General features: G+C 73.2%; 24 protein-coding genes. 14 read left to right on the forward strand and 10 right to left on the reverse strand.

Going from position 1 to position 23,452, the window contains the following annotated elements:
- Nucleotides 1-126 precede the first annotated feature (126 nt).
- Nucleotides 127-300 carry a hypothetical protein gene (locus DKT69_RS38210; protein ID WP_161557787.1) on the reverse strand — a complete coding sequence of 58 codons (174 nt, stop codon included), beginning with the start codon at nt 298-300 and terminating at the stop codon, nt 127-129.
- 109 nt (nt 301-409) lie between these two features.
- Between DKT69_RS38210 and DKT69_RS08515 the strand changes: the two genes are divergently transcribed.
- A complete protein-coding gene (locus DKT69_RS08515; RefSeq protein WP_236647407.1) occupies nt 410-1,282 on the forward strand; it encodes a GNAT family N-acetyltransferase in 873 nt (290 codons plus the stop codon).
- On the opposite strand, the gene DKT69_RS08520 is transcribed toward DKT69_RS08515, so the two are convergent.
- Together DKT69_RS08520 and DKT69_RS08525 are read right to left on the reverse strand one after the other, a co-directional pair.
- Nucleotides 1,254-1,904, reverse strand: coding sequence for a futalosine hydrolase (locus tag DKT69_RS08520; RefSeq protein ID WP_109801035.1), 651 nt, complete (start codon nt 1,902-1,904; stop codon nt 1,254-1,256). The genes DKT69_RS08515 and DKT69_RS08520 overlap by 29 nt on opposite strands.
- Nucleotides 1,901-3,520 carry an MFS transporter gene (locus tag DKT69_RS08525; RefSeq protein ID WP_109801067.1) on the reverse strand — a complete coding sequence of 540 codons (1,620 nt, stop codon included), beginning with the start codon at nt 3,518-3,520 and terminating at the stop codon, nt 1,901-1,903. The genes DKT69_RS08520 and DKT69_RS08525 overlap by 4 nt, the downstream gene beginning before the upstream one ends.
- Nucleotides 3,521-3,607: 87 nt before the next feature.
- On the opposite strand from DKT69_RS08525, the gene DKT69_RS08530 reads away from it, so the two are divergent.
- Nucleotides 3,608-4,447: a DUF3027 domain-containing protein gene (locus DKT69_RS08530; RefSeq protein ID WP_109801036.1), complete on the forward strand. Its 840-nt coding sequence runs from the start codon at nt 3,608-3,610 to the stop codon at nt 4,445-4,447.
- Between the two features lie 3 nt (nt 4,448-4,450).
- Here the strand turns inward: DKT69_RS08530 and DKT69_RS08535 are convergent, their stop codons facing one another.
- The gene (locus DKT69_RS08535) at nt 4,451-4,708 is read right to left on the reverse strand and encodes a DUF2530 domain-containing protein (RefSeq protein ID WP_109801037.1); all 258 of its coding nucleotides are present in this window, start codon (nt 4,706-4,708) and stop codon (nt 4,451-4,453) included.
- Nucleotides 4,709-4,797: 89 nt separating this feature from the next.
- Here DKT69_RS08535 and DKT69_RS08540 point away from each other — a divergent pair, with 89 nt between their 5' ends.
- The 5 genes from DKT69_RS08540 to thpR all read left to right on the forward strand — a co-directional run bounded on the left by DKT69_RS08540 (nt 4,798) and on the right by thpR (nt 9,374).
- The gene (locus DKT69_RS08540; RefSeq protein ID WP_109801068.1) at nt 4,798-6,276 is read left to right on the forward strand and encodes an NCS2 family permease; all 1,479 of its coding nucleotides are present in this window, start codon (nt 4,798-4,800) and stop codon (nt 6,274-6,276) included.
- A 71-nt stretch (nt 6,277-6,347) separates the two neighbouring features.
- On the forward strand, nt 6,348-6,797 hold the full coding sequence (locus DKT69_RS08545; protein ID WP_201749544.1) for a MarR family winged helix-turn-helix transcriptional regulator: 450 nt from the start codon (nt 6,348-6,350) through the stop codon (nt 6,795-6,797).
- Nucleotides 6,798-6,866: 69 nt separating this feature from the next.
- A complete protein-coding gene (locus DKT69_RS08550) occupies nt 6,867-8,153 on the forward strand; it encodes an MFS transporter (protein WP_109801038.1) in 1,287 nt (428 codons plus the stop codon).
- A gap of 121 nt (nt 8,154-8,274) precedes the next feature.
- Nucleotides 8,275-8,784 (forward strand): hypothetical protein, encoded by a 510-nt coding sequence (locus tag DKT69_RS08555; RefSeq protein ID WP_109801039.1) that lies wholly within the window; start codon nt 8,275-8,277, stop codon nt 8,782-8,784.
- 11 nt (nt 8,785-8,795) lie between these two features.
- Entirely contained in the window at nt 8,796-9,374 is a 579-nt protein-coding gene (thpR, locus tag DKT69_RS08560) for an RNA 2',3'-cyclic phosphodiesterase (protein WP_109801040.1), read from the forward strand.
- 204 nt (nt 9,375-9,578) lie between these two features.
- Here thpR and DKT69_RS08565 read toward each other — a convergent pair whose 3' ends face one another.
- Nucleotides 9,579-10,958, reverse strand: coding sequence for a glycosyl hydrolase family 18 protein (locus tag DKT69_RS08565; RefSeq protein WP_109801041.1), 1,380 nt, complete (start codon nt 10,956-10,958; stop codon nt 9,579-9,581).
- Between the two features lie 205 nt (nt 10,959-11,163).
- Entirely contained in the window at nt 11,164-12,135 is a 972-nt protein-coding gene (locus DKT69_RS08570; protein WP_201749545.1) for a GlxA family transcriptional regulator, read from the reverse strand.
- Between the two features lie 70 nt (nt 12,136-12,205).
- On the opposite strand from DKT69_RS08570, the gene DKT69_RS08575 reads away from it, so the two are divergent.
- The gene (locus DKT69_RS08575; protein WP_109801070.1) at nt 12,206-13,510 is read left to right on the forward strand and encodes an MFS transporter; all 1,305 of its coding nucleotides are present in this window, start codon (nt 12,206-12,208) and stop codon (nt 13,508-13,510) included.
- A gap of 38 nt (nt 13,511-13,548) precedes the next feature.
- Here DKT69_RS08575 and DKT69_RS08580 read toward each other — a convergent pair whose 3' ends face one another.
- From DKT69_RS08580 to DKT69_RS08590, 3 genes are read right to left on the reverse strand one after another with little or no spacing between them, the layout of a single operon-like run.
- Nucleotides 13,549-14,271, reverse strand: a complete 723-nt coding sequence (locus tag DKT69_RS08580; protein ID WP_109801043.1) for an RICIN domain-containing protein — start codon at nt 14,269-14,271, stop codon at nt 13,549-13,551.
- Nucleotides 14,272-14,329: 58 nt separating this feature from the next.
- Complete coding sequence (locus DKT69_RS08585) at nt 14,330-14,614, reverse strand: DUF427 domain-containing protein (protein ID WP_109801071.1); 285 nt, start codon at nt 14,612-14,614, stop codon at nt 14,330-14,332.
- A 40-nt stretch (nt 14,615-14,654) separates the two neighbouring features.
- Nucleotides 14,655-15,125 (reverse strand): aminoacyl-tRNA deacylase, encoded by a 471-nt coding sequence (locus DKT69_RS08590; RefSeq protein ID WP_236647408.1) that lies wholly within the window; start codon nt 15,123-15,125, stop codon nt 14,655-14,657.
- A 93-nt stretch (nt 15,126-15,218) separates the two neighbouring features.
- On the opposite strand from DKT69_RS08590, the gene DKT69_RS08595 reads away from it, so the two are divergent.
- The 6 genes from DKT69_RS08595 to DKT69_RS08620 all read left to right on the forward strand — a co-directional run bounded on the left by DKT69_RS08595 (nt 15,219) and on the right by DKT69_RS08620 (nt 22,144).
- Complete coding sequence (locus DKT69_RS08595) at nt 15,219-16,601, forward strand: FAD-binding oxidoreductase (protein ID WP_109801045.1); 1,383 nt, start codon at nt 15,219-15,221, stop codon at nt 16,599-16,601.
- Nucleotides 16,598-17,941 (forward strand): class I SAM-dependent methyltransferase, encoded by a 1,344-nt coding sequence (locus DKT69_RS08600; RefSeq protein WP_109801046.1) that lies wholly within the window; start codon nt 16,598-16,600, stop codon nt 17,939-17,941. The genes DKT69_RS08595 and DKT69_RS08600 overlap by 4 nt, the downstream gene beginning before the upstream one ends.
- Before the next feature lie 87 nt (nt 17,942-18,028).
- The gene (locus tag DKT69_RS08605) at nt 18,029-18,589 is read left to right on the forward strand and encodes a winged helix-turn-helix domain-containing protein (RefSeq protein ID WP_109801047.1); all 561 of its coding nucleotides are present in this window, start codon (nt 18,029-18,031) and stop codon (nt 18,587-18,589) included.
- Complete coding sequence (locus DKT69_RS08610; protein ID WP_109801048.1) at nt 18,582-19,442, forward strand: SRPBCC family protein; 861 nt, start codon at nt 18,582-18,584, stop codon at nt 19,440-19,442. The genes DKT69_RS08605 and DKT69_RS08610 overlap by 8 nt, the downstream gene beginning before the upstream one ends.
- A 271-nt stretch (nt 19,443-19,713) precedes the next feature.
- A complete protein-coding gene (locus DKT69_RS08615; RefSeq protein ID WP_109801049.1) occupies nt 19,714-20,925 on the forward strand; it encodes a calcium:cation antiporter family protein in 1,212 nt (403 codons plus the stop codon).
- A 229-nt stretch (nt 20,926-21,154) separates the two neighbouring features.
- Nucleotides 21,155-22,144 carry an IniB N-terminal domain-containing protein gene (locus DKT69_RS08620; RefSeq protein ID WP_146231005.1) on the forward strand — a complete coding sequence of 330 codons (990 nt, stop codon included), beginning with the start codon at nt 21,155-21,157 and terminating at the stop codon, nt 22,142-22,144.
- Nucleotides 22,145-22,233: 89 nt separating this feature from the next.
- Here the strand turns inward: DKT69_RS08620 and DKT69_RS08625 are convergent, their stop codons facing one another.
- Nucleotides 22,234-23,451, reverse strand: a complete 1,218-nt coding sequence (locus DKT69_RS08625) for an RNA polymerase sigma factor (RefSeq protein WP_109801051.1) — start codon at nt 23,449-23,451, stop codon at nt 22,234-22,236.
- Nucleotide 23,452: the final 1 nt, after the last annotated feature.

A 23,452-nucleotide genomic window follows, 5' to 3' on the forward strand; every position in this document is an offset into this window, starting at 1 on the left:
GCCGCCACCTGCCTGCCCGCCCCGCCGTCACCGGGCTCCTCGTCGGCGGCCGTCCCGGCCTTCGGCAGCCACCGATCCGATCATCGGCATCGCCGTCGCGCGAATGCGTGGACCAGAACGTCTATCTCAGACGCTACGAAGCTGATGACGTAGATGGATCAGGCAGCTCGGCTGCCGGTCCAGCCGGTCGAGCCGGTCCAGCCGGTCGAGCCGGTCCAGCCGGTCGAGCCGGTCGAGCCGGTGCGTGGAGGTGCGTGGAGGTGAGTCACCTACGTCATCAGCTTCGTAGCAGGTTCTCACGCCATCGTTGTCCCCAGCGCCGGCCGTTTTCCACAGGCTTGCCCACAGGCTTTTCCACAGGCTCCCGGCGGGATTTGAAGGCGGATGCGGCGGAATGGAGCATGCCAGTGTGACGGAGTTCAGGCCACCGGTCGACCTCGGGGTGACGTTGCGGGCGTTGCGCCGCCAGGCCGACCTGAGCCAGCGACAACTCGCCGAGCGGTCCGGGGTGCCGCAGGCGACGATCGCCCGGATCGAGTCGGGCCGGACGGCCGACCCGAGCTTCCGTACCGTCGAACGGCTCGTGGACGCGGTCGGCGGCGTCGTCATCTCCGTCGCCGGGACCTCCTCGGCCGCCCCGACCGCTGCGGAGGAGGCCCGTTCGCTGCCGGCCGTGCCGCACGAGGAACTGCGGGACGCCGCGGGGCGGCACTGCCCGGCCCACCTGGACGCCCGAGAGGTACGCGAGCCGCGGGACTGGCCGGGCGCCTGGTGGGCGCACTGGCACGACCTTCCCCCTCAGCGGTGGCCGATGGCGTTACCGGCCGTGACCTACGTACAGGATCGGGGCGAGCGGGATCGGCGGCGGCGGGGCGAACGGGTCCGGCGGGAGGTCCGGGTCCGGCGCTTCACGGGCGGGGGCCTCCCCGCGACCTCGTGGGGGTTCCTCGCCGAGCTGCCCGACGGGGAGCTGGTCGGCGAGCTGCGGGCGCACGAGCGCAGCGTCGACCTGCTGCTCGGGTACGACCTGGACGACCGGCGGGAGCTCGTGCTCGACGGCGTCCTGGTCGCCCCCGGACGGCGCCTGCTGGGCATCGGGCGCCGGCTGGTGGAGGCGCTGCGCGCCGAGATGGACCGCGCCGGTGTCGCCACCGTCCACGAGGTCGCCGAGTTCGGCGGCGCCGCCTTCCTGCGGGCCTGCGGTTTCCAGGTCGAGTGGCACCGGCCTTCGGCGCTCCGGCTGGACCGGTCGGTCAGCGCAGGGCGGCGGCCGCCTCGGTGAGGGCCGCGAAGGCCTCCTTCATCCGCCAGGCGCCCCGGTCCCGGGGTCCGATCGGGTTGGACACGGTCCGGAGCTCGGCGAACGGCAGGCCGGCCTGGGCGGCGGCGACGGCGACGCCGTACCCCTCCATGGCCTCGGCCACCGCGTCGGGGTGCCGCTCGGCCAACGTCTCGGTGCTCGCGGTCGTGCCCGTCACCGTGCTGACCGTGAGCACTGCGCCGACCGTCGCCGCCGGCAGCGCCGTCCGCAGCGCCGCGAGCAGCCCGGGATCGGCGGGGACGGTCACGCCGCCGCCCAGCAGCTCCGCCGGCATGCCCAGCTCGTCGACCGGGATGAAGCCCTCCGGCGACTCGGCGCCGAGGTCCGCGGCCACGCTGCGGGTCGCCAGCACGGTCCCGCCGACCGCCACCCGACCGGCGAAGCCGCCGGCGATCCCGGCACTCACCACCGCCCGGTACGGGCGTCCGGCCGCCTCGGCCAGCGCGAGCAGCCGGGCGGTGGCGGCGCCGGCGACCGCCGGGCCCACGCCGACCGGGACGACGGTGACGGTGGGCTCGGTGAGGCCCGCCCGCAGGGCCGCCGCCTCGGCCGGTACGGCCGTCACCACGAGCAGACCGGTCACGCCATCGGTCCCCGGGGCTCCCGCCGGTTCTCGTCCTCGGTCCCGCCCGGCCCGCCGACGGAGGAGGACGGACGGTAGATGTGGTAGCCCGGCGGGGCCAGACCGTCGTCGTCGACCGGGGCCGGCGTACCGCCGGGGGCCGGCGAGGTGGGCGTGGGATCGGCGAACTCGCCCTGCGGGTTCCCGGTCCTCAGCGGCCCGGTCTGCTCGGCGGTCAGCTCGTCGTCGCCGAGCGGCCGCCCGACCAGCCGCTCGTTGCGCAGCCGACCGGCCACCACCAGTGCCCGCGCGGCGACCAGGGCCGCGACGCCGGCCACCACCGCGACCCCGATCCGGCCGGTGAAGGGGACGAGCCCGAGCCCGCCGCCGGCCACGAACGCGAGCATCAGCGCGGTCTCCGAGTGGGCGAACGAGCTCGCCCGCAGCCGCTCCGGGATCCGCTCCTGGATCGACGCGTCGACCGCGAGCTTGGCGATCCCGCTCATCAGGGAGGTCACCAGGCAGAGCAGCGCCACCATGGGCAGCGAGAACTTCAGCGCGGCGAGGACCGCGACGCCGCCCACGATGAGCGTGCCGCTGGACTGGATCGCGGCCGGCCGGTGGATGCGCAGCCGGGTGCCGACCGCGGTGGCCAGGAAACTCCCCCCGACCAGCGCGCCGCCGACCAGGGCCAGCGCGCCCTGGGCGCCGAGGGTACGGCCGAAGAAGTCGGTGGTCAGGTCGCCCGCCTTGATCGCGAAGGCGAGGAAGAGCAGCAGGAAGCCGTACACCCCGCGCAGCGCCGCCGCCCCGATCAGCGTGGCGATCACCAGCCGCCCGGCCGGGCGGCCCCGGCCCAGCGGCCGTTCCCCGTCCCGCCGGCGCAGCGCCCGCAGCGGCTGGGGCACCCGCTCCGGCGGCTCCGAGTCGGCGCGCGGCGGCAGGCGCAGCGAGATCACCATGCCGACCAGGAAGATCAGCGAGGCGACCCGGAGCGGCCACTGCGCCCCGAACCAGAACGCGGCCAGCCCGATCGGGGCGACCAGCGCCCCGGCCACCGTGCCGTAGACGCTGGCCCGGGCGCCGACCTGGGACAGCCCGATCCCCTCCGGCAGCAGCCGGGGCACCGCCGCCGAGCGGGCCACCCCGTACGCGCGGGACAGGGCGAGCACGCCGAACGCGGCCGGGTACAGGCCGAAGCTGCCGATGTAGTCCGAGATCAACCAGGCGAGGAAGGCCCGGCCCAGCATGGTCGCCGCCAGGGCGTACCGGCGGCCGTGCCGGAAGTGGTCGAGCAGCGGCCCGACCACCGGGGCGAGCATGGCGAACGGCACCATCGTCACGAGCAGGTAGAGCGCGACCTTGTTGCGGGCCTCGCCGAGCGGCACCTCGAAGAAGATCGTCCCGGCCAGGCCGATCGCGATCAGGGTGTCCCCGGCGCAGGAGAGGGCGTGCAGGTCGAAGAGCCGGACCATGCCCACCTCGTTGCCGGCGCTGCTCGCCCGGGCCGACCCGGCCCGGCGGGTCATCCAGCGTCCGCCGCTGACCGAGCCGCGGAGCAGCAGGCGGGTGGCGCGGATGCCCGTGCCGACGGTCCGCCCGAGGACGGACCGCCCGGAGCGGGAGGACAGCGGCATGTGCACCATCCTCGCCCATCTGATCCACGTGTGCCCCACCACCCGGTGAGAACGACTCCGGGGAGTGCCTGTCGGTCGACCGTGGGCATGGGGAACAATGGTCGGGTGACCAGGCCCGCCTCCGCCCGTGCCGCCCGCCTCGACCAGGTCTGCGCCGCCGCCGTCGAGGTGGCCCGCGCCGGCATCACCGAGGTGGATCCCGCCGACGTCGGCGACCACCTGCAGGCCGTCGCCGAGGGCGACCGGCTCGTCACGCACTACTTCGAGTGCCGGCTCGCCGGCTACCGCGGCTGGCGCTGGGCCGTCACGGTGACCCGGGTGCCGCGCAGCCGCCACGTCACCATCTGCGAGACGGTCCTGCTGCCCGGCCCCGACGCGCTGCTCGCCCCGGGCTGGCTGCCCTGGCAGGAGCGGCTCAAGCCGGGCGACCTCGGCCCCGGCGACCTGCTGCCCACCCCGCCGGACGACGAGCGGCTGGCCCCCGGCTACGTGCTCTCCGACGACCCCGCCGTGGAGGAGACCGCCTGGGAACTCGGGCTGGGCCGGCCCCGGGTGCTCTCCCGCGAAGGCCGCACCGAGGCCGCGCAGCGCTGGTACGAGGGCGACCACGGCCCCTCCGCCCCGATCTCGATGGCCGCGCCGGCCGCCGCCCGCTGCGGCACCTGTGGGTTCTACCTGCCGCTCGCCGGCGCACTCCGGCAGTCCTTCGGCGCCTGCGGCAACTTCTACGCGCCGGACGACGGCCGGGTGGTGAGCGCCGACCACGGCTGCGGCGCCCACTCGGAGACGCTGGTGGAGGCGGCCGAGACGCCGGTCGACGAGCTGCCCACGATCTACGACGACAGCGCGGTCGAGGCTGTGTCGGTCAGCCGGGCCCCGGGCTCGGTGGAGTCCGCCGAGCCGGCGGAGCCGTACGGCCACTCCTGAGCGTCAGTCCTGACCGGCGGCCGCCCGGCGGCGGCGCCGGTTGGCGTCGTGTCGCATCATCACCGCGAGACCGGGAAAGCCCCACAGGAATCCGGCCAGGCAGGTCCAGAGCCAGTTCTGGTGCCCGTGCTCGGTGAGCCAACCCCGGCAGAAGATCAGCAGGACGAGCCCGACCACCGCCCAGCCGACCAGCCCGGCGACGGCGATCGGCACCATCGGGGGGTCAAGGGGTTCGGGCCGCGGCGGTTGCTCTTCTGGCACGGGGAAAGGGTACGCGATGGCCCCTTCCCGCCGGCCGGGTGATCTGGGACGATGCCCGCGACCGACGGCAGATCATCTGCGAGGACCTGATGGCCATTGCCCCGCCGGACGGCGGCACCCCACCCGATCCCACGCACCCCCGCAACCCGGTCGACCGCTTCTTCGAGATCTCCGCCCGCGGTTCGACCACGGGCCGGGAGGTACGCGGCGGCCTGGCCACCTTCTTCACGATGGCGTACATCGTGGTGCTCAACCCACTCATCCTGGGCGGCGCCGTCGACGGTGACGGACGGAAGCTCGCCATCCCCGCGCTGGCCGCCGCGACCGCGCTGGTCGCCGGCCTGATGACCATCCTGATGGGGGTCGTCGGGCGGTTCCCGATGGCGCTGGCCGCCGGCCTGGGCGTGAACGCGCTGGTCGCGTTCGAGATCGCACCCGAGATGACCTGGGCGGACGCCATGGGCCTGGTGGTGATCGAGGGTGTGGTGATCGGGGTCCTCGTCCTCACCGGGCTGCGTACGGCGGTGTTCCGCTCGGTGCCGACCCAGCTGAAGACGGCGATCGGCGTGGGCATCGGCCTGTTCCTGACGATCATCGGCCTGGTCGACGCCGGTTTCGTGCGGCGGGTGCCGGACGTGGCGAACACCACCGTGCCGGTCGGCCTGGGCATCGGGGGCAAGCTCGTCAGCTGGCCGACGCTGGTGTTTGTGGTCGGCCTGCTGCTGACGCTGGTGCTGGTGGTGCGCCGGGTGCGCGGGGCGATCCTGGTCGGCATCCTCGCCTCCACGGTGCTGGCGATCGTCGTGGAGGCGGTGGGGCACATCGGTCCGTCCTTCGTGAACGGCCGGCCCAACCCGAAGGGCTGGGCGTTGAACGTGCCGACGCTGCCGGAGAAGGTCGTCGACGTCCCGGACCTGTCGCTGCTCGGCAACTTCGACGTGCTGGGTTCGTGGAGCCGGGTGGGCTGGCTGGTCCCGCTGATGTTCGTGTTCACCCTGCTGATCACGGACTTCTTCGACACCATGGGCACGATGGTCGCGATCGGCCAGGAGGGCGGCATGCTCGACGAGCGGGGCACCCCGCCGCGGGCGAAGGAGATCCTGCTGGTCGACTCGATCGCCGCGGCGGCGGGCGGCGCGGCCAGCGTCTCCAGCAACACGTCGTATATCGAGAGCGCGGCGGGGGTCGCGGAGGGCGCCCGGACCGGGGTGGCCAACCTGGTCACCGGCGGCCTGTTCCTGCTGGCGATGTTCCTGGCGCCGCTGGCGGTGATCGTGCCGTTCGAGGCGGCGTCGACGGCGCTGGTGGTGGTCGGCTTCCTGATGATGACGGCGGTGCGGACCATCGACTGGACCGACTACGAGATCGCCATTCCCGCGTTCCTCACCATCGTGCTGATGCCGTTCACCTACTCGATCTCGAACGGCATCGGCGCGGGCGTCATCACCTACGTGCTGGTGAAGTCGGCGCGGGGGAAGGCGCGGGAGATCCACCCCCTGCTGTACGGAGTGGCGGCGCTGTTCGTGCTGTACTTCCTGCGCGGGCCGATCGAGTCCGCGGTTCGGTAACTCATATTCCTCCTGGTGAGCCTGGTCATATCGCATGTCGTTAGCCAGGCTCATTAGTTAAGCTAACGATTGTGACGGAGCGGACGGTGACGGCGAGACGCGTGCCACCGGCGCAGCTGGCCCCTCAGCTGCGTGATGCGATCACCCGGTTCAACCGGCGGGTCCGACGGGCCCGACCGGTCGGCGACCTCACGGTCACCCAGCTCTCCGCGCTCACCAGCCTCAAGCTGGCGGGCGCGCTGACGCCCCGGGAACTGGCCGACATCGAGCGGGTGCAGCCGCCGACGATGACCAAGATCGTCGCGAAGTTGGAGGAGCGCGGCCTCGTGCAGCGCACCCCCCATCCGACCGACGGTCGACAGGTCATCCTGGCGGCGACCGAGGGGGGACTTGCGGTGCTCGACCAGTTCGAACGGGCCCGCAACGAGTGGCTGGCCAGCCGGCTGGCCGCGCTCACCGAGGAGGAACGCGACACGCTGCGGCGGGCCGCGGAGATCCTCCAGCAGCTCGCTCGCGCCTGACTCGAGCGTCCCGCGGTCCGCGCCGTCCATCGTCGATGACGCGTACGACCGCGAGGAGGCGCACCAAGAGTGCAGGCCAAGCTGAGCACGATGTTCCAGTCCCTACGAGTCCGCAACTACCGACTCTTCGCCACCGGACAGCTGGTCAAACTGATCGGCGTCTGGATGATGTTCATCGCCCAGGACTGGCTCGTCCTCGAGCTTTCCGACAACTCCGCCACCGCGCTCGGTGTGGTCACCGCGCTCCAGTTCACCCCCGTACTGCTGCTCACCCTGCTCTCCGGCCGCCTCGCCGACCGGTACGACAAGCGACTGCTGCTCTTCGTCGCCAACGCGTTCTGGACCGTGCTGGCGCTCGGGATGAGCCTGCTGGTGATCACCGGGCTGGTGCAGCTCTGGCACGTCTTCGCGTTCGCCGCCCTGCTCGGCGTGGCCAACGCGGTGGAGACCCCGGTCCGGCAGGCGTTCGTCTCCGAACTGGTCGGCATGCCGCTGCTGCCGAACGCGCTTTCGCTCAACGCGGCGGTGTTCAACTCGGCCCGGATCATCGGCCCGGCCCTCGCCGGCCTGGCCATCGCCGCCTTCGACGTGGGCCCGGTCTTCCTCTTCAGTGCGCTCAGCTCGATCGCCCCGCTGGTCAACGTGGTCCGGATGCGTCCCGCCGAGCTGCACCGCAAGGACCTCCTGCCGGTGGGCCAGCGCGACCAGGCGAAGGTGGTCGACGGCCTGCGCTACGTCTGGCGCCGCCCCGACCTGCTGTTGCCGATGGCGCTGATGTCGGTGGTCGGGATGAGCCTGTTCAACTTCCAGCTCACCCTGGCCGCGCTGGCCAAGACCGTCTTCAACACCGGCGCCGCCTCGTTCGGCCTGTTCAGCACCGCCCTCGCCTGCGGCGCGCTGACCGGCGCGCTGGCCGGTACCGGGCGGCGCAGCCGCCCCTCGGTCTGGCTGGTGCTCGGCGCGGCGGTCGGCTGCGCCAGCTTCGGCACCCTGGTCGGGCTCGCGGGGGCGTACTGGCTGGTGGTGGCGCTGCTGCTGCCGACGGGCTTCTTCATGGTCTTCTTCGCCCAGGCGGCCAACCAGCGGGTCCAGCTCGGCGTCGACGCCGCCTTCCGCGGTCGGGTCATGGCGCTCTGGGTGCTGGTGTTCCTGGGCACCAACCCGGTGGGTGCGCCGGTGATCGGCTGGGTGGCCGAGACCTACGGCGCCGGGGCGAGCATCTGGATCGGCGGGCTGATCTCGCTCGCCGCCGCGCTGCTCGCGCTCGCCTGGCAGCTGCGCCGCTCCGGCGCCCGGCTCCGGATGCGGGTGCTGCCCATGCCGCGTTTCTACGTGGTGTCGCCCACCGGCGAGTGACGCCCGCGATCGCCCTCGAAAGACCGGTTCCCGTTGCGGGGGCCGGTCTTTCCCCATTCATTCGCGTCCGGATACCGGCAATCGGGTGGCGGGCGGTCACGGCGGGGCTTAGCGTCGATGTGTGGGATTGGGGCGGGGTCTGCTGCTGATGTTGGCGATCCTCGCCGTCTGCTGCCTGCCCGCCGCCTTCGCGCTGCTATTTTGCGCCGACGAGATCATGGATCGGGTGGCCTGCCGGTGGGCCGAGTGGCGGGAGCAGCGGAGCGAACGACGCGCCATCGCCGGGCTGGACCGGGCCATCGAGGCGGACGCGCTCACCCGCGACATCGACCTGACCGAGTTCGACCGGGACGACCGGCGCCCGTTGGAACAGATCGCCGCCGACCTGCGTCGCCTCGGCGGGCACCGGCTCGCCGCCGTCGAGCGGTCGGTGGTCTGGCACGGCGCGGTCATCGACGCGTACGACGAGCGGCTGCGGGCCGCCTGCCGGGCGCTGGGCATCCCCGAGCACCTGGCCGAGCTGGAGGGTGTGGACCGGGAGATCGAGCGGGTCCGGGTGGAGGGGCTGCTGCACGCCGCCGGCATCACCCTGCCGACCGCCCGGCCGGGGCACCGCCAGCGGCACCGCTGAGCGGGATCCCGATGCGGCTGTTCGTCGCGGTCTACCCGCCTCGACCGGCGGTCGACGACCTGACCGCCCGGGTGGCCGAGCTCCGGGTGGGCGCCGCCTTCGCCGCCGGCACCAACGTCCGGCTGGCCGACCCGACCCACGCCCACCTCACCCTCGCCTTCCTCGGCGACGTCGAGGAGGAGCGGCTGGTCGACGTGGAGAGCGTGCTCGGCCTGGCCGCCGAGACGTTCCGGGACGGGCGGGACAGCTCGCCCCGGCTGCGCCTCGGCGGTGGGGGCAGCTTCGGGCGGGGCCAGTTCACCGTGCTCTGGGTGGACCTCCGGGGTGACGTCGAGGCGCTGGCGACGCTGGCCCGGCTGATCCGGTTCGGGCTGCGCCGGGCCCGGCTGCCGCACGACGAGAAGCCGTTCCGGGCGCACCTGACCATCGCCCGCCCCGGCGATCGGATCGATCGCGCCGACGTGCTCGCCGACCGGGAGACCCTGGCCGGCTACCTGGGGCCGGAGTGGCCGGCGAGCGAACTGGTCCTGGTCCGCAGCCACCCGGGCCCCCGTCCGACGTACGACCGACTCGCCGCCTGGCCGATCTGACCACCCCACCTCATGACCCCGCCCCGGCGATCTTGCAGTTGCTGCCCCGCAGAAGCTACGGGAACGGGACTGTGGAGGAGTCACCACTGCAAGATCGACGGGAGCGGGAGCAGGGCTCGGATTGGCCTGCTCGGGGATGGTCTCACCCGAGCGGACAGGGCCCCCTGCTCCAGCGGAGCGTCAACAGGGGGCCCTGGGTACCGGTCAGGCGGGCAGGTGCCAGACCTGGTTGGCGCCGCCGAAGCAGTCCCAGATCTGCAGTCGGGTGCCGTCCGCGGAGCTGTTGTCGGTGGCGTCCAGGCACTTGTTCGCCTGCGGGTTGCGCAGCGTGCCGTTGGACTGGGCCTGCCAGACCTGCGCGCCGGTGCCGTTGCAGTCCCAGAGCTGGACCTTCGCGCCGTTGGCGGTGGAGCCGCTCGTCACGTCGGCACACTTGCCGAGCGCGCGCAGGGTCCCGTCGCTCGCCACGGTCCAGCTCTGCGCGGCGGTGCCGTTGCAGGTGTAGAGCTGGATGGCGGTGCCGTTGGCGGTGCCGGCGGCGGCGACGTCGACGCACTTGCCGCCGATGCCGGTGATCGGGCCGGTGCGGCCGCTCGGCGGCGGGGTGGTGCCGCCCATCACGGTGGTGTAGATCGCGCTGACCAGCGAGGTCGCGCCGGTGGTGTCCTGGGAGAGTTCCCAGTTCATCATCCCGCCGGCGTTGGCCAGTGCCCACTGGGTCTTGCGCTTGATGGTCGGGATGCCGTTGTAGCACTGCTGCGTCCCGCCGACCGTGGTGCAGTCCCGGTTGGCGTTGGCCGGGTCCATCCCGACCAGCGCGGAGTAGGTGTAGTAGCCGGGCCGGCTGTAGAAGGGCACCCCGAGCACCGCCTTGCCGGCGGGCAGGCCGCGCGACTTCCACCCGTTGACGCTGGCGATCGACCAGTCGTAGTTGGCGTGTGGGCTGCCGCCGTCGTACGCCATGATGTTCAGCCAGTCGACGTAGCCGAACACGGCGGTCGGCACGCCCTGCACGTAGTAGCCCTCGGAGACGACGGCGGCGGTGAGCAGCTTGCCCCGGCTGTGCAGGGCGCTGCTCAGTTGCTGCATCAGCAGGCTGTAGTTGGTGGCCGAGGCGCCCGGGTCGGGGTACTCCCAGTCGATGTCGACGCCGTCGAGGTTGTACTGGTTGACGAAGTTGACCACGTTGGTGACGAAGGCGCCGCGGCTGCCGGAGTTGGCGGCGAGCGCTTCGAACGCGGAGTCGTTGCCGTCGTTCCAGCCGCCGATCGCGATGGAGATCTTGACGTTGTTGGCGTGCCCGAGCGAGACCAGCGAGGAGAGCTTGCCGGGGTTCTCCACGGGGCGCAGGCTGCCGTCGTTGTTGGGCAGCGCGAACGCGTAGTTGATGTGGGTGAGCTTGCCGTACTGGACGGTGTTGACGTCGCCGCTCCAGGACGGCAGGTAGCCGACGCTCTTGAAGTTGTTCGGCAGTACGGCGGCCTCGGCGGCGGCCGGGGTCAGGGCGAGGGTGGCGCCGGCGGTGGCCAGCGCGAGCAGGCCGGCGGCGAGCGGCGAGCGGCGGCGGGGACGTGGTGAGGACATCGAGGGCCTTCCCGTGGACGGGTCGCGGCACCGTGCCGCCCGGCGGCGGTCGGATGGGCCGGCCGCCGCCGGGCGTACGGGGTGGGGACGGTTCCTCGAGGAAGCCAAATCTTAAAGAGTGTTAACTGTCACCGTCAATGACGGTTCTCGATGAAAGGGGGAAAGCCGCCGGCCCGAAAGCCGGGTGAGCGGGCGCAGGGGTGGGTCAGAAGGTGTGACGGAAGGTGCGGCGGTAGGTGGCGGGGGCGACGCCGAGGCGATGGTGGAAGTGCTGGCGCAGCGCGGCGGTGGTGCCGAAGCCGGCGTGGCGGGCCACCTGATCGACGGTCAGGTCGGTGGTCTCCAACAGCAGCCGGGCGTGCTCGGTGCGCTGCTGGAGCAGCCACTGCGCCGGGCTCAGCCCGGTCTCGGAGCGGAAGTGCCGGGTGAAGGTCCGTACGCTCATCCGGGCGTGCGCGGCCAGGTCGCGCAGCGCGACCGGCTCGTGCAGCCGTTGCCGGGCCCACTCCCGGGTCGCCGCGGTGCCGGTCTCCGCCGTCCGGGGGACCGGCCGCTCGATGTACTGGGCCTGGCCGCCGTCCCGCCACGGCGGCACCACGCAACGCCGCGCCGCCCGGTTGGCCACCTCGCTGCCGTGGTCGGTGCGGATGACGTGCAGGCAGAGGTCGATGCCGGCGGCCACCCCGGCCGAGGTGAGCACCCCGTCGTCGATGAAGAGCACCTCCGGGTCCAGGTCGACGTCGGGGTGCAGCCGGCGGAACAGGCTGGCGTACGCCCAGTGGGTGGTGGCCCGGCGGCCGTCGAGGAGCCCGGCGGCGGCCAGCACGAACGCCCCGGTGCAGATCGACATGATCCGGGCGCCCCGGTCATGGGCCGCCCGGAGCGCCGCCGCGACGTCCGGGTCGAGCGTGCCGTCGGTCAGCGCCGACCCGCCGTGGATGCCGGCGACGATAACCGTGTCGGCGGCCTCGATCAGCTCCAGGCCGTGGTCGGGATGCACCTGGAAGCCGGCGGTGCTGCGGACCGGCCGGCCGCCCGGAGTGCAGACGCCGACGGTGTAGAGCTGCTCGAAGTCGGCGGTGCGGGCGGTGCCGAAGACCTGGGCGGGGGTGCCGAGGTCCAGACCGACCACCTGGTCGAGGGCGAGCACCGCGATCCGGTGCGGGGCGAGGGACATGGCCCGATTATTGCGCACGATGGCTTTCCGGCCACTCGTCGTTCCGGCCGAGGTTGCCGAGACTCGTACCGTGACCCGATACCGCCGTCTCCACCCGGCCTGGTCCGTCGCCGCCGTCGCCTTCGTGGCACTGGTCGGCGCGGCCGGCTTCCGCGCCACGCCCGGGGTGCTGCTGCACCCGCTGCACGCGGAGTTCCGCTGGCCGCTGGCGACCATCTCCGCCGCCGTCTCGGTCAACCTCATGCTGTACGGGCTGACCGCACCCTTCGCCGCCGCGCTGATGGACCGCTTCGGCATCCGCCGGGTGGTGGCCGGCGCGCTGGTGCTGGTGGCGCTCGGCAGCGGGTTGACCGTCTTCATGACCGCGAGCTGGCAGCTGATCCTCTGCTGGGGCGTCCTCGTCGGGCTGGGCACCGGGTCGATGGCGCTGGCCTTTGTGGCGACCGTCACCGGGCGCTGGTTCGTCCGGCGGCGGGGGCTGGTGACCGGGGTGCTGACCGCGGGCGGGGCCGCCGGGCAGCTGGTCTTCCTGCCGCTGGTGGCGGTGCTGGTCCGCGACCACGGCTGGCGGGTGGCGGCGCTCGTCGTCGCCGGGGCCGCGCTGGCGGTCGTACCGCTGGTGGTCCGGCTGCTGCGCGAGCACCCGGCGGATCTCGGGCTGCCGGCCTACGGCGCGACCGAGGTGGCGCCCCCGGCGCCGCCGGCCGGCGGCGCGGCGGCCCGGGCGGTCGGCGCGCTGGCCCAGGCCGCGCGGACCCGGCCGTTCTGGCTGCTCGCCGGCGGCTTCGCGATCTGCGGCGCGACGACAAACGGCCTGGTCGGCACCCACTTCGTGCCGGCCGCGCACGATCACGGCATGCCGGAGACGACCGCCGCCGGGCTGCTCGCCCTGGTCGGGCTCTTCGACATCGTCGGTACGGTGGCCTCCGGCTGGCTGACCGACCGGATGGACAGCCGGCTGCTGCTCGGCATCTACTACGCGTTGCGCGGCGCGTCGCTGCTGATGCTGCCCGCCCTCTTCGCCGGTACGGCCGAGCCGAGCATGCTGGTCTTCATCGTCTTCTACGGCCTGGACTGGGTGGCCACCGTGCCGCCGACGGTGGCGCTGTGCCGGGAGTACTTCGGCGCCTCCGGTGCGGTGGTCTTCGGCTGGGTCTTCGCCGCCCACCAGGTCGGCGCGGCGGTCGCCGCCACCGGCGCCGGCCTGGTCCGCGACCGGCTCGGCGACTATGCCGTGGCCTGGTACGTGGCCGGTGCCCTGTCGATCGGCGCGGCCGGGCTCTCGCTGCTGCTGCGCCGCCGGCGGGGGCCGCTGCCCGTGCCGATCGCGCTGCCCGTCGCGGCGGGCGGCCGGGCCTGGAGCTACCGGGGCTGAGGCCATCCCGGTCCGGGCCGGCCCGGGGACGGAGCCGGTCAGCCGACCGCCCACTGCTGCTCGGGCGCGCCCGTGCAGGGGGCCTGTTCGAGCTGGTCGCCGGCCTCGGTGCCGGCGTCGTCGACCTGGGCGCACTTGCCGCTGTGCACGGCGACCAGCAGCACCGGGCCGGCCCCGGTCGGGGCGAGCCGCCACTGCTGGTTGGGCTGGCCGTTGCAGGACCACTGCTGCACGTCCACGCCGTCGTCGGTGCGCTGCCCGTCCACGTCCAGGCATTTGCCACTGGCCGCGCTGGTCAGGGTGAACACGTCGGCGGCGACCGCGGTCGCCACCCACTGCTGCTCGGGCCCGCCGGTGCAGTCGGCCAGTTGTGCGTCCGCGCCCTCGGGGTCGTCGTCGGTCACCCCCACGCAGAGCCCGGAGGCGGTGGCCCGGAACACCTTCGGACCGGCCGCCGGCGCCGGCGGGGTGATCGGCGCGGCGGTGGGCGACGGCGCGGCCGGGGTGGTCGGCGCGGCCGCGGTGGTCGGCGCCGCATCGGTCGGCCCGTCGGCCGGCGGGGTGGGCGCGGCCGCCGCGGGCAGCACCGGCTCGTCGTCGCCGCCGCCGAGCACGCCGGTGGCGAAGAACGCCCCGAGCAGTACGCCCACCAGCGCCACCCCCAGCGCGATCCGCAGGAGCGGGTCCCGCGGCAGGCCGGGGCGGGCCGTGCGGCGCGCGCCGTACACGGTGCCGGGCGGGTCGGTGTGTGGGTCGGACATGGGGGCATCCTGACCCACCGCGACCGCCGATGGCCAGCCGCCCCGGTGTCGGGGTGACTCAGTCGACGACCCGGACGTCCTTCCAGAAGGCCACCCGGTCACGCACCATCGCCGCCTCCGGTTTCGGGTCCGGGTAGTACCAGACGGCGTCGGCGCTGGTCTTCCCGTCGTGTTCCAGGCTGAAGTACGAGGCGGTGCCCTTCCACGGGCAGACGGTGTGCGTGGCGGAGTCGCGGATCAGGTCGTCACGCAGCGCCGCGCGGGGGAAGTAGTGGTTGCCCTCGACCACCACGGTGTCGTCGCTCTCCGCGACGATCAGGTCGTTCCAGACGGCTTTCGGCATGGGCCCCACGCTATGCCGCCCACGCGCCGGCGGCCAGCGGTCAGCGCGCGGGCTCGGGATCGGTGACGTCGGCGACCGTGGCTCCCAGCCACATGACGGCCGCGTCGGCGTCCACCGCGACGGCCACCCCGGGCTCGCCCGCGCCGAGCGTAATCTCCCGGCCGCGCAGCCGCTCGTCGGCGACGACCGGCCAGGCGGTGGTCGAGCCGAACGGGGTGATCGTGCCGCGCTCGTAGCCGGTGGCGGCCCGGGCGGCCTCGGCGTCCGGCATGGACAGCCGGCTCACCCCGAGCAGGGCCCGCAGCTTGGGCCAGGAGACGACCCGGTCGCCGGGGGTGAGCACGAACAGGTGGTCGTCCTCGCCCCGGCGTACCACGATCGTCTTGACCACGTCGGGGACCGCGACGCCGCGGGCGGCGGCGGCCTCGGCGAGGCTGGTGACCGGGCCGTGCCGGATGACCCGGTAGGGCAGGGCGGCGGCGTCGAGCGCGGCGAGCGCGGGGGACGACATGACCGCAACGCTAACCCGATGGTCGGATGTCTGACGCGAAATGGCCACCGTGGACATCCCACGGATCCGGTGCGTCGGGCGTAATGTGATCTCATGCACGCTGTCCGTGATCATGAGCGGGCGGTGGACACGCTGCGGCGGTCGTATGCCGCGGTGCCCGCCGGCGAGCCCGTACGGCTGGCCAAACGCACCTCCAACCTGTTCCGGCCCAGGTCCGCGCCCCGCGCCCCGGGGCTGGACGTCAGCGGCCTGACCGGCGTGCTCGCCGTGGACCCGGCCGCCCGCACGGCCGACGTGCAGGGCATGTGCACCTACGAGGACCTGGTCGACGCGACGCTGCCGCACGGGCTGATGCCGCTGGTGGTGCCACAGTTGCGCACCATCACCCTGGGCGGCGCGGTTACCGGGCTGGGCATCGAGTCCACCTCCTTCCGCAACGGCCTGCCGCACGAGTCGGTGCGGGAGATGGACCTGCTGACCGGGGCGGGCGAGATCCTCACCGTCCGGCCGGAGGGCGAGCACGCCGACCTGTTCCGGGCCTTCCCCAACTCGCTGGGCAGCCTCGGCTACGCCACCCGGCTGCGCATCGAACTGCAACCGGTCCGCCGGTACGTGGCGCTGCGCAACATCCGGTTCAACCGGCTGGAGGAGTTGACCGACGCGATCCGCGACGTGGTCGCCAAGGGCGAGTGGGCCGGCGAGCCGGTCGACGCGATGGACGGGGTGATGTTCAGCCCCGGCGAGGCGTACCTGGTGCTGGGGACGTTCACCGACGACGCGGAGCGGCCCAGCGACTACACCGGCCAGGACATCTACTACCGCTCGTTGCGCAGGCGCACCCGGGACGCCCTCACCACGTACGACTACCTCTGGCGCTGGGACACCGACTGGTTCTGGTGCTCGGCGGCGTTCGGGGTGCAGCACCCGGTGGTCCGTCGGCTCTGGCCGGCCCGGTACCGGCGCAGCGACTTCTACCACCGGCTGGTCCGGCTGGAGCACCGCCACCAGGTGGCCGCGCGGGTCGACCGCTGGCGGGGCCGGCCGGCCCGGGAGCGGGTGGTGCAGGACGTGGAGATCCCGCTCGACCGCACCGCCGACTTCCTGCGCTGGTTCACCCGGCACGTCGGGATGACCCCGGTCTGGCTCTGCCCGCTGCGGCTGCGGGAGCCGGCCGGCCCCGGATCCGCCCGGGCCTGGCCGCTGTATCCCCTCCAACCGGGCGAAACCTATGTGAACATCGGCTTCTGGGGAAGCGTGCCGATCGCTGAGGGCGCCGCCGACGGCGACGTCAACCGGGCGATCGAGCTCGCCGTGTCGGAGGCGGGCGGGCACAAGTCGCTCTACTCGGACGCGTACTACGACCGCGCGGCGTTCGACCGGCTCTACGGCGGCGAGACCTGGCGCGCGGTGAAGGACCGTTACGACCCGGACCACCGGCTCACCGGACTCTATGAAAAGGCGGTAGCACGGCAATGAGCCTCATCGACCGTGAACAGGGGGCGGCGAACGCCCCGTCCAGCCCGCCGGCGGGAGGCCGGCGCACGAGCCCGACCGTGGCGGACGTGATCCGCGCGGTCACCACCGGCGCGCTGCCGGTCCGGGTCACCGGGTACGACGGCAGCGCCGTCGGCCCCGCCGACGCCGGGATCACCCTGTCCATCCGCACCGAGCGGGGCCTGTCGTACCTGCTGACCGCCCCGGGTGACCTGGGCATGGCCCGGGCGTACGTCAGCGGCGACCTGGGGCTGGACGGCGTCCACCCGGGCGACCCGTACGAGGCGCTGCGGGTGCTCAAGGACGAGATGCCGCTGCGGTTGCCGTCGGTGGCGGAGGCGCTGGCCCTGGTCCGGGGGCTCGGCTGGGAGAAGCTGATGCCGCCGCCGCCCCCGCCGCAGGAGGCGTCGCCGCGTTGGAAGCGGGTGATGAACGGGCTGCGGCACTCCCGCATGCGGGACAGCACGGCGATCTCCCACCACTACGACGTCTCGAACGCCTTCTACGAGAAGGTGCTCGGCCCGTCCATGACGTACACCTGCGCGGTCTTCCACAGCCCGGACGACACGCTGGAGCAGGCGCAGCAGGCCAAGTACGACCTGGTCGCGAACAAGCTGGCGCTGAAGCCGGGTATGCGGCTGCTGGACGTCGGCTGCGGCTGGGGCGGCATGGTGCGGCACGCCGCCCGGGAGTACGGCGTGAAGGCGCTGGGGGTGACCCTGTCGAGGGCGCAGGCGGAGTGGGCGCAGGCGGCGATCGAGCGGGAGGGGCTGGGCGAGCTGGCCGAGGTGCGGCACCTGGACTACCGGGACGCCCCGCGCGAGCAGTTCGACGCGGTCTCCTCGATCGGGCTGACCGAGCACATCGGGGTGCGCAACTACCCGGTCTACTTCGGCTTCCTGCGGGACCGGCTGCGGCCGGGCGGCCGGCTGCTCAACCACTGCATCACCCGGGCGGACAACCGGGCCCCGCACCGCTCCGGCGCGTTCATCGACCGGTACGTCTTCCCGGACGGCGAGCTGGCCGGGCCGGGCCGGCTGGTCGGCGAGATCCACGACGCCGGGCTGGAGGTGCACCACGAGGAGAACCTGCGGCAGCACTACGCGCTGACCCTGGCGGGCTGGTGCCGCAACCTGGTGGAGCACTGGGACTTCTGCGTCGGCGAGGTGGGCCACGGCACGGCCCGGGTGTGGGGGCTCTACATGGCCGGTTCGCGGATGGCGTTCGAGCGCAACGGCATCCAGCTGCACCAGGTCCTCGCGACCCACAACGGGCCGGACGGCGTCAACGGCTACCCGCTGCGTCCCGACTGGACGCCGTGACGATCTGACGAGAGGGGCGGCCGCGCGGCCGCCCCTCTCGTCATTCCTATTGACAAAGAAGTTTTGTACGTACAAACTGATTTTGCCATGAGAGACGTCCTGTACCTGGAGCAGATCGAGCAGGCCGAGGCCCTGCTGAAGCCGCAGCGCGTCGAGGTGCTGCGGCACCTGGCCGAGCCACGCACCTGCACCGAGGTCGCCGCCCTGCTGGGGCAGACCCCGCAGCGCGTCTACTACCACGTCAAGCAACTCGCGGCGGCCGGCCTGGTCGAGCAGGTAGCCACCCGCAAGGTGCGCGGCATCAGCGAGGGCATCTACCAGGCCGCCGCCCGGTCGTACTGGCTCTCGCCGCGGCTCGTCGGGCGGATCGGCGGGCTGCGCCGGGCCCGGGACGAGCTGAGCCTGGGCTACCTGCTCGACCTGATGGAGGAGGTCCAGGCCGACGTCGCGGCGCTCGACCGCACCGCGCCGGAGCTGCCGTCCATCGGCGTCTCCGGCGAGATCCGGGTGCCGACCGAGCGCCGCCAGGAGTTTCTGCACGACCTGCAGTCGACGCTGCAGGACCTGTTCACGCGCTACGGGGGTGCCGAGGGAGACGCCTTCAAGCTCGCCGTGGCCTGCTACCCGAAAGGCGACAACCATGAGTGACCTGCTGACCGTGCGGGCCCGCCTGGCCGCGCCGGCCGAGGCCGTCCGCCACGCCCTGACCGACCCGGCCGAGCTGCGCGTCTGGCTGGCCGAGCACGCCGAGGTCGAGCTGCCCCAGCGGTACGCGTTCTGGGGCCGCTTCACCCCGGAGGGCGACAGTCCGCGGCAGCGCCTTCTCCACGTCGACGAGCACATACTGCGCTTCGCCTGGTTGCTCGACGGGGTGGAGACCACCACCGAGTTCGAGCTGACGCCCGAGGGCGAGAGCACCGTCCTCACCCTGCGGCAGAGCCACTTCGACTTCGCCGAGGCGATGAGCGGCAGCAGTATCCGCGGCGTCCTGCAGACCTACTGGGCCCTGGGGATCGCCAACCTGGCCGCCCACCTGGAGGGCCGGCCGCTGCTGCCGCGCACCGACTTCACCTCCGCCGACCTGCGCGGCGAGCTGACCATCGCCGCGCCGGTGGACCGGGTGTGGGAGTCGCTGACCGACTCGGCGCAGGCCAGCGCCTGGTTCGGGTACCCGATCGGCATCGAACCCTGGGTCGGCGGCCGGTACGCCATGGGCGGCTTCGAGGCCGGCCACGCCGCCAAGGTGGTCGACCTGGAGCCCGGCCGGAAGATGTCCGTCGACTGGGGACCGGTCGGCGTCAGCACCTGGGAGCTGGCCGAGTCCGGCGGGAAGACCAAGCTGACCTTCGTGCAGAGCGGCTTCGACGAGGGCAACCCCCCGTACGCGGCGTGGAGCGGGTCGGTCGCCGGGCTGGCCGAGCTGCGCCGCTACCACGAGATGGCGGACTGGCAGCCGATCTGGCTCTCGGTCGAGATGCCGACGGCTGACGCGACAAGCTGACCACGGATCAGCAGGCCAGGGGTTCCCGTCCCTTCGGGCGCGCCCGGCAACCAGGGCCTTGACCAGCGGAAACGGTGCCACGGCCCTGGTGCTTCCCTGGGCGGTGGAGCCCGGCGAGCGGGCGGCCCTGGGGTTCATCGCCGGTGGTGCGCCGCCAATCTGCTCGACCGGCTCGTCCGCGCCCCGGGAGTGGGCCATGGTGAGTTAGTGGACTTCCTGTGTCTCGACTGGTGGCCGACGCTCAACCGCGCCGACACCGCCGGCGGCCGCGTTGGGCGCTAAGGTCGAGACCACCGTCACCGGTCGGGGCGCCGGGGCTCGTATCGCCCTCGCGCTGGCGGTCGCCGCCCCGGCAGTGATCATGCGGCTGGCCGGGGTGGAGTTGGCGCCGGTGGCGGCGGTGGCAGTTTTCGGCGCCGCCGTGCTCGCCTCGGTGGCGCTGCTGATGTGGGCCTCGGAGGCCGCGCGGGTGGACATCTCCGGCAGCCTCGCGCTGGCCATCCTGGCGTTGATGGCGATCCTGCCCGAGTATGCGGTGGACATCTTCTTCGCCTACACCGCCGGTCACGACCCGGCGTACGCCGCCTACGCCGCGGCGAACATGACCGGCGCGAACCGCCTGCTCATCGGGGTGGCCTGGCCGCTGCTGGTCGTCTTCGCGATCGTCGCGGTACGCCACCGCGGCGTCCGCGGCGAACGCAACGCCGTGACCTTGCAGGCGCACCGCCGCACCGAGATCCTGTTCCTCGCCGTCGCGACCAGCTACGCCCTGGTCATACCGCTGACCGGCCGGCTGGCCTGGTACGACTCGCTGGTGCTCGCCGGGCTGTTCGCCGCCTACCTGTGGCGGCTCCGCGGCAAGGAGGAAGCCGAGGAAGAACTGGCCGGCGTGGCCGCCACCATCGCGGTTCAGCCGGCCACCCGCCGCCGTGGCACCGTCGCCGCACTGTTCGTCGCCGCCGGGATGATCATCCTGGCGACCACCGAGCCCTTCGGCGACGCCCTCGTCGGCGCGGGCGCCGAGCTGGGCATCGATGAGTTCCTGCTCGTCCAGTGGCTGGCCCCGATCGCCTCCGAAGCACCCGAGGTCATCGTCGCGATCACATTCGCCCTACGCGGACGCGCCGACGACGGCATGGGCGCACTGCTGGCCGCGAAACTCAACCAGTGGACCCTGCTGATCGCCTGCCTGCCGGTCGCCTACTACCTCGGCGGGGGAGAGTTCGCCGGGTTGCCGCTGGACGCCCGGCAGACCGAGGAACTGGTGCTCACCACCGCCCAGACGCTGCTCGGCGTGGCCGTCCTGACCGACCTGCGACTGACCCGCAGTGAAGCCACCCTGCTGTTCGGCCTGTTCGCCGTCCAGTTCGTGCTGCCCGCACCGAACATCCGCTACGTCATCGCCGTCGCCTACACCGTGCTGGCCATCGTGCTGTTCATCCGGCAGCGACGCCACCTCCCCGAGCTGATCAAGTCCCGGTGACACCGGTCCGGGCGGCTTCGGAGCGGTAGCAGGCACTGACGATGGGGGATTTGGCGCAAGACCCCGTACTCCCCTAACGCCAAACGCCAGCCATGCCCTAACCCGGCCCGATAAGGCTGGGGTACACCCCCGATGTCCGATACCGCTGTTTCGGCCTACGGTCGATCCCGGGTCGGGCGATCTTGTCCCAGACCACGTGCCAACAACACCTATCGAGGAGACCGGCAACATGAATGCAGGCGCCAGCACCAATTCCACCGCCGACGTGAACTCGACCTCTGCCGCCGATTGGAACGGCAACACGGAGGTGACCGCCGATACGAGCGCGACCACCAGTGCGGATTCCGCCCCCACTGCGGGGTCGACCGCCGACCTGGGCGCAGCCGCTGGAGTGGTGTCGCCGCAGAGCCTGCAGGACTTCGTATTCGGCCTGCTCACGAACGTCGACGCCCGAGCGGCGTACGAGGCGGACCCGCAAGGCGCGCTGGACAACGCGGGCCTCAACGGCGTGACCCTGGCCGACGTGCAGGACACCGTTCCGCTGGTCGCCGACTACCTTCCAGTTCAGGGCCTCACGGCCGTTCTCGCCGGGGACAGCCTCGGCGTCAGCGCGGGGGCCACCGTCGATGGACTGGGGCTCAGCGGCGTGACCGGTACCCTCGACAGCACCCTCGGCGGACTCGGTCTCACCGGCGTGACCGGCGACGTCGGCGCCACCCTCGACAGCGTGAGCCTGAGTGGCGCGACCGGCACTGTCGACGGCACTGTCGGCGGGCTGGGTGTCAGTGGCGTGACCGGCGATGTCGGGGGCACCGTGCACGGTGTCACGGGCCTGGCGGGCGGCGTGACCGGGGACGTCGGTGGCACTCTCGACGGTGCCGTCGGCGGCCTGGGTGTCAGCGGCGTGACCGGCGACCTCGGCGGCACCGTGCATGGTGTCACGGGCCTGGCCGGCGGCGTGACCGGGGACGTCGGTGGCACTCTCGACGGTGCCGTCGGCGGGCTGGATGTCAGCGGCGTGACCGGCGACCTCGGCGGCACCGTGCATGGTGTCACGGGCCTGGCCGGCGGTGTGACCGGCGACGTCGGCGGACTCGGTGTCAGTGGCGTGACCGGCGACCTCGGGGGCACCGTGCACGGCATTGGCGGCGTCACGGGTGACCTCGGTGTACATGGCGACGCGTTCGCCGGCATGGACGGTGGACTCCTGGGGGCCTGACCGTTGGCCCCCTTTCAGCTGGGGCTCTGCTTGAGGCGGAGGCCGGGCCGAGCGGAAACGGCTCGCCCGCCGGGCGGGAGGCGGCGCCGTCACGGGCCCCCGGCGGTCAGGTCGTCGGCGCGCTTGAGCAGCGCCCTGCGTTCGGCGGCGGACTGCACCAGAGCGGCAGCGGCCCGGAACAGCGCGGCGGCCCGGACCGGGTTGCCCGTTCGGGCGGTGAACTCGGCCTCCGCCGTCAGCGCCGGCGGGTAGCGGTCGAGCGCACCGCCCGCGCGGGCCTCGGCGAGCAGCCGCAGCCCGGCCGTCGGGCCGTAGGCGAAGCCGTGGGCCACCGCCCGGTTGAGCAGGATCACCGGGGTCGGGCGGAGCCGCACGAGCTGGTCGTACCGTCCGGCGATGGCCGGCCAGTCGGTGTCGGCGGCGGTCGGCGCGGTGGCGTGGCAGAGGGCGATCCGGGCCTGGAGGGCGTACTGGCCGTCGCCGGCCCGGTCCAGCAGCGACCGGCCCTCCGCGATGGCGGCGTGGTCCCAGCGGGAGCGGTCCTGCACGTCCAGGGCGAGCAGGTTGCCGTCGGCGTCGCGGCGGGCCGCCCGGCGGGACTCGTGCAGCAGGAAGAGCGCCAGCAGCGCGGCCACCTCGGGCTGGTCCGGCATCAGCCGGTCGAGCAGCCGGGCCAGCCGGATCGCCTCCGCGGCGAAGGCGGGCTCGCCGTCGGCGTCGTACCCCCGGGTGAAGAGCAGGTAGAGCACGGCCAGGACGCCGGGCAGCCGCTCGACCAGCGCGGGCCCGGTCGGCACCTGGTACGGGATGCCGGCGGTGGCGATCTTCGTCTTGGCCCGGGTGATCCGGCGGGTCATGGTGGACTCGGTGACCAGGAAGGCGCGGGCGATGTCGGCGGTCGGCACCCCGGCCACGGTGCGCAGCGTCAACGCGACCCGGGCCTCCAGGGCCAGCGCCGGGTGGCAGCAGGTGAAGATGAGCCGGAGCCGGTCGTCCACCACGTCCCCCTCCGCCTCGGGCGACGCCGGCTCCGGGTCGGTGAGCCGCGCCAGCTCGCGCAGCTTGCGGCGTTCGACGCTGGCCCGGCGCAGCACGTCCACGGCCCGGTTCCGGGCGGCCGTCATCAGCCAGCCGCCCGGATTCGCCGGTACGCCGTCGCGCGGCCAGCGTTCCAGCGCCGTGGCCAGCGCCTCCTGGGCGCAGTCCTCGGCGAGCGTCCAGTCGCCGGTGACGCGGATCAGTGTCGCCACGATCCGCGGGTACGCCTCGGCGCCCGCTTCGGCGACGGCTCCGGCCACATCTCCCATC

Source organism: Micromonospora sicca (assembly GCF_003172935.1).
Taxonomy (GTDB): domain Bacteria; phylum Actinomycetota; class Actinomycetes; order Mycobacteriales; family Micromonosporaceae; genus Micromonospora; species Micromonospora sicca.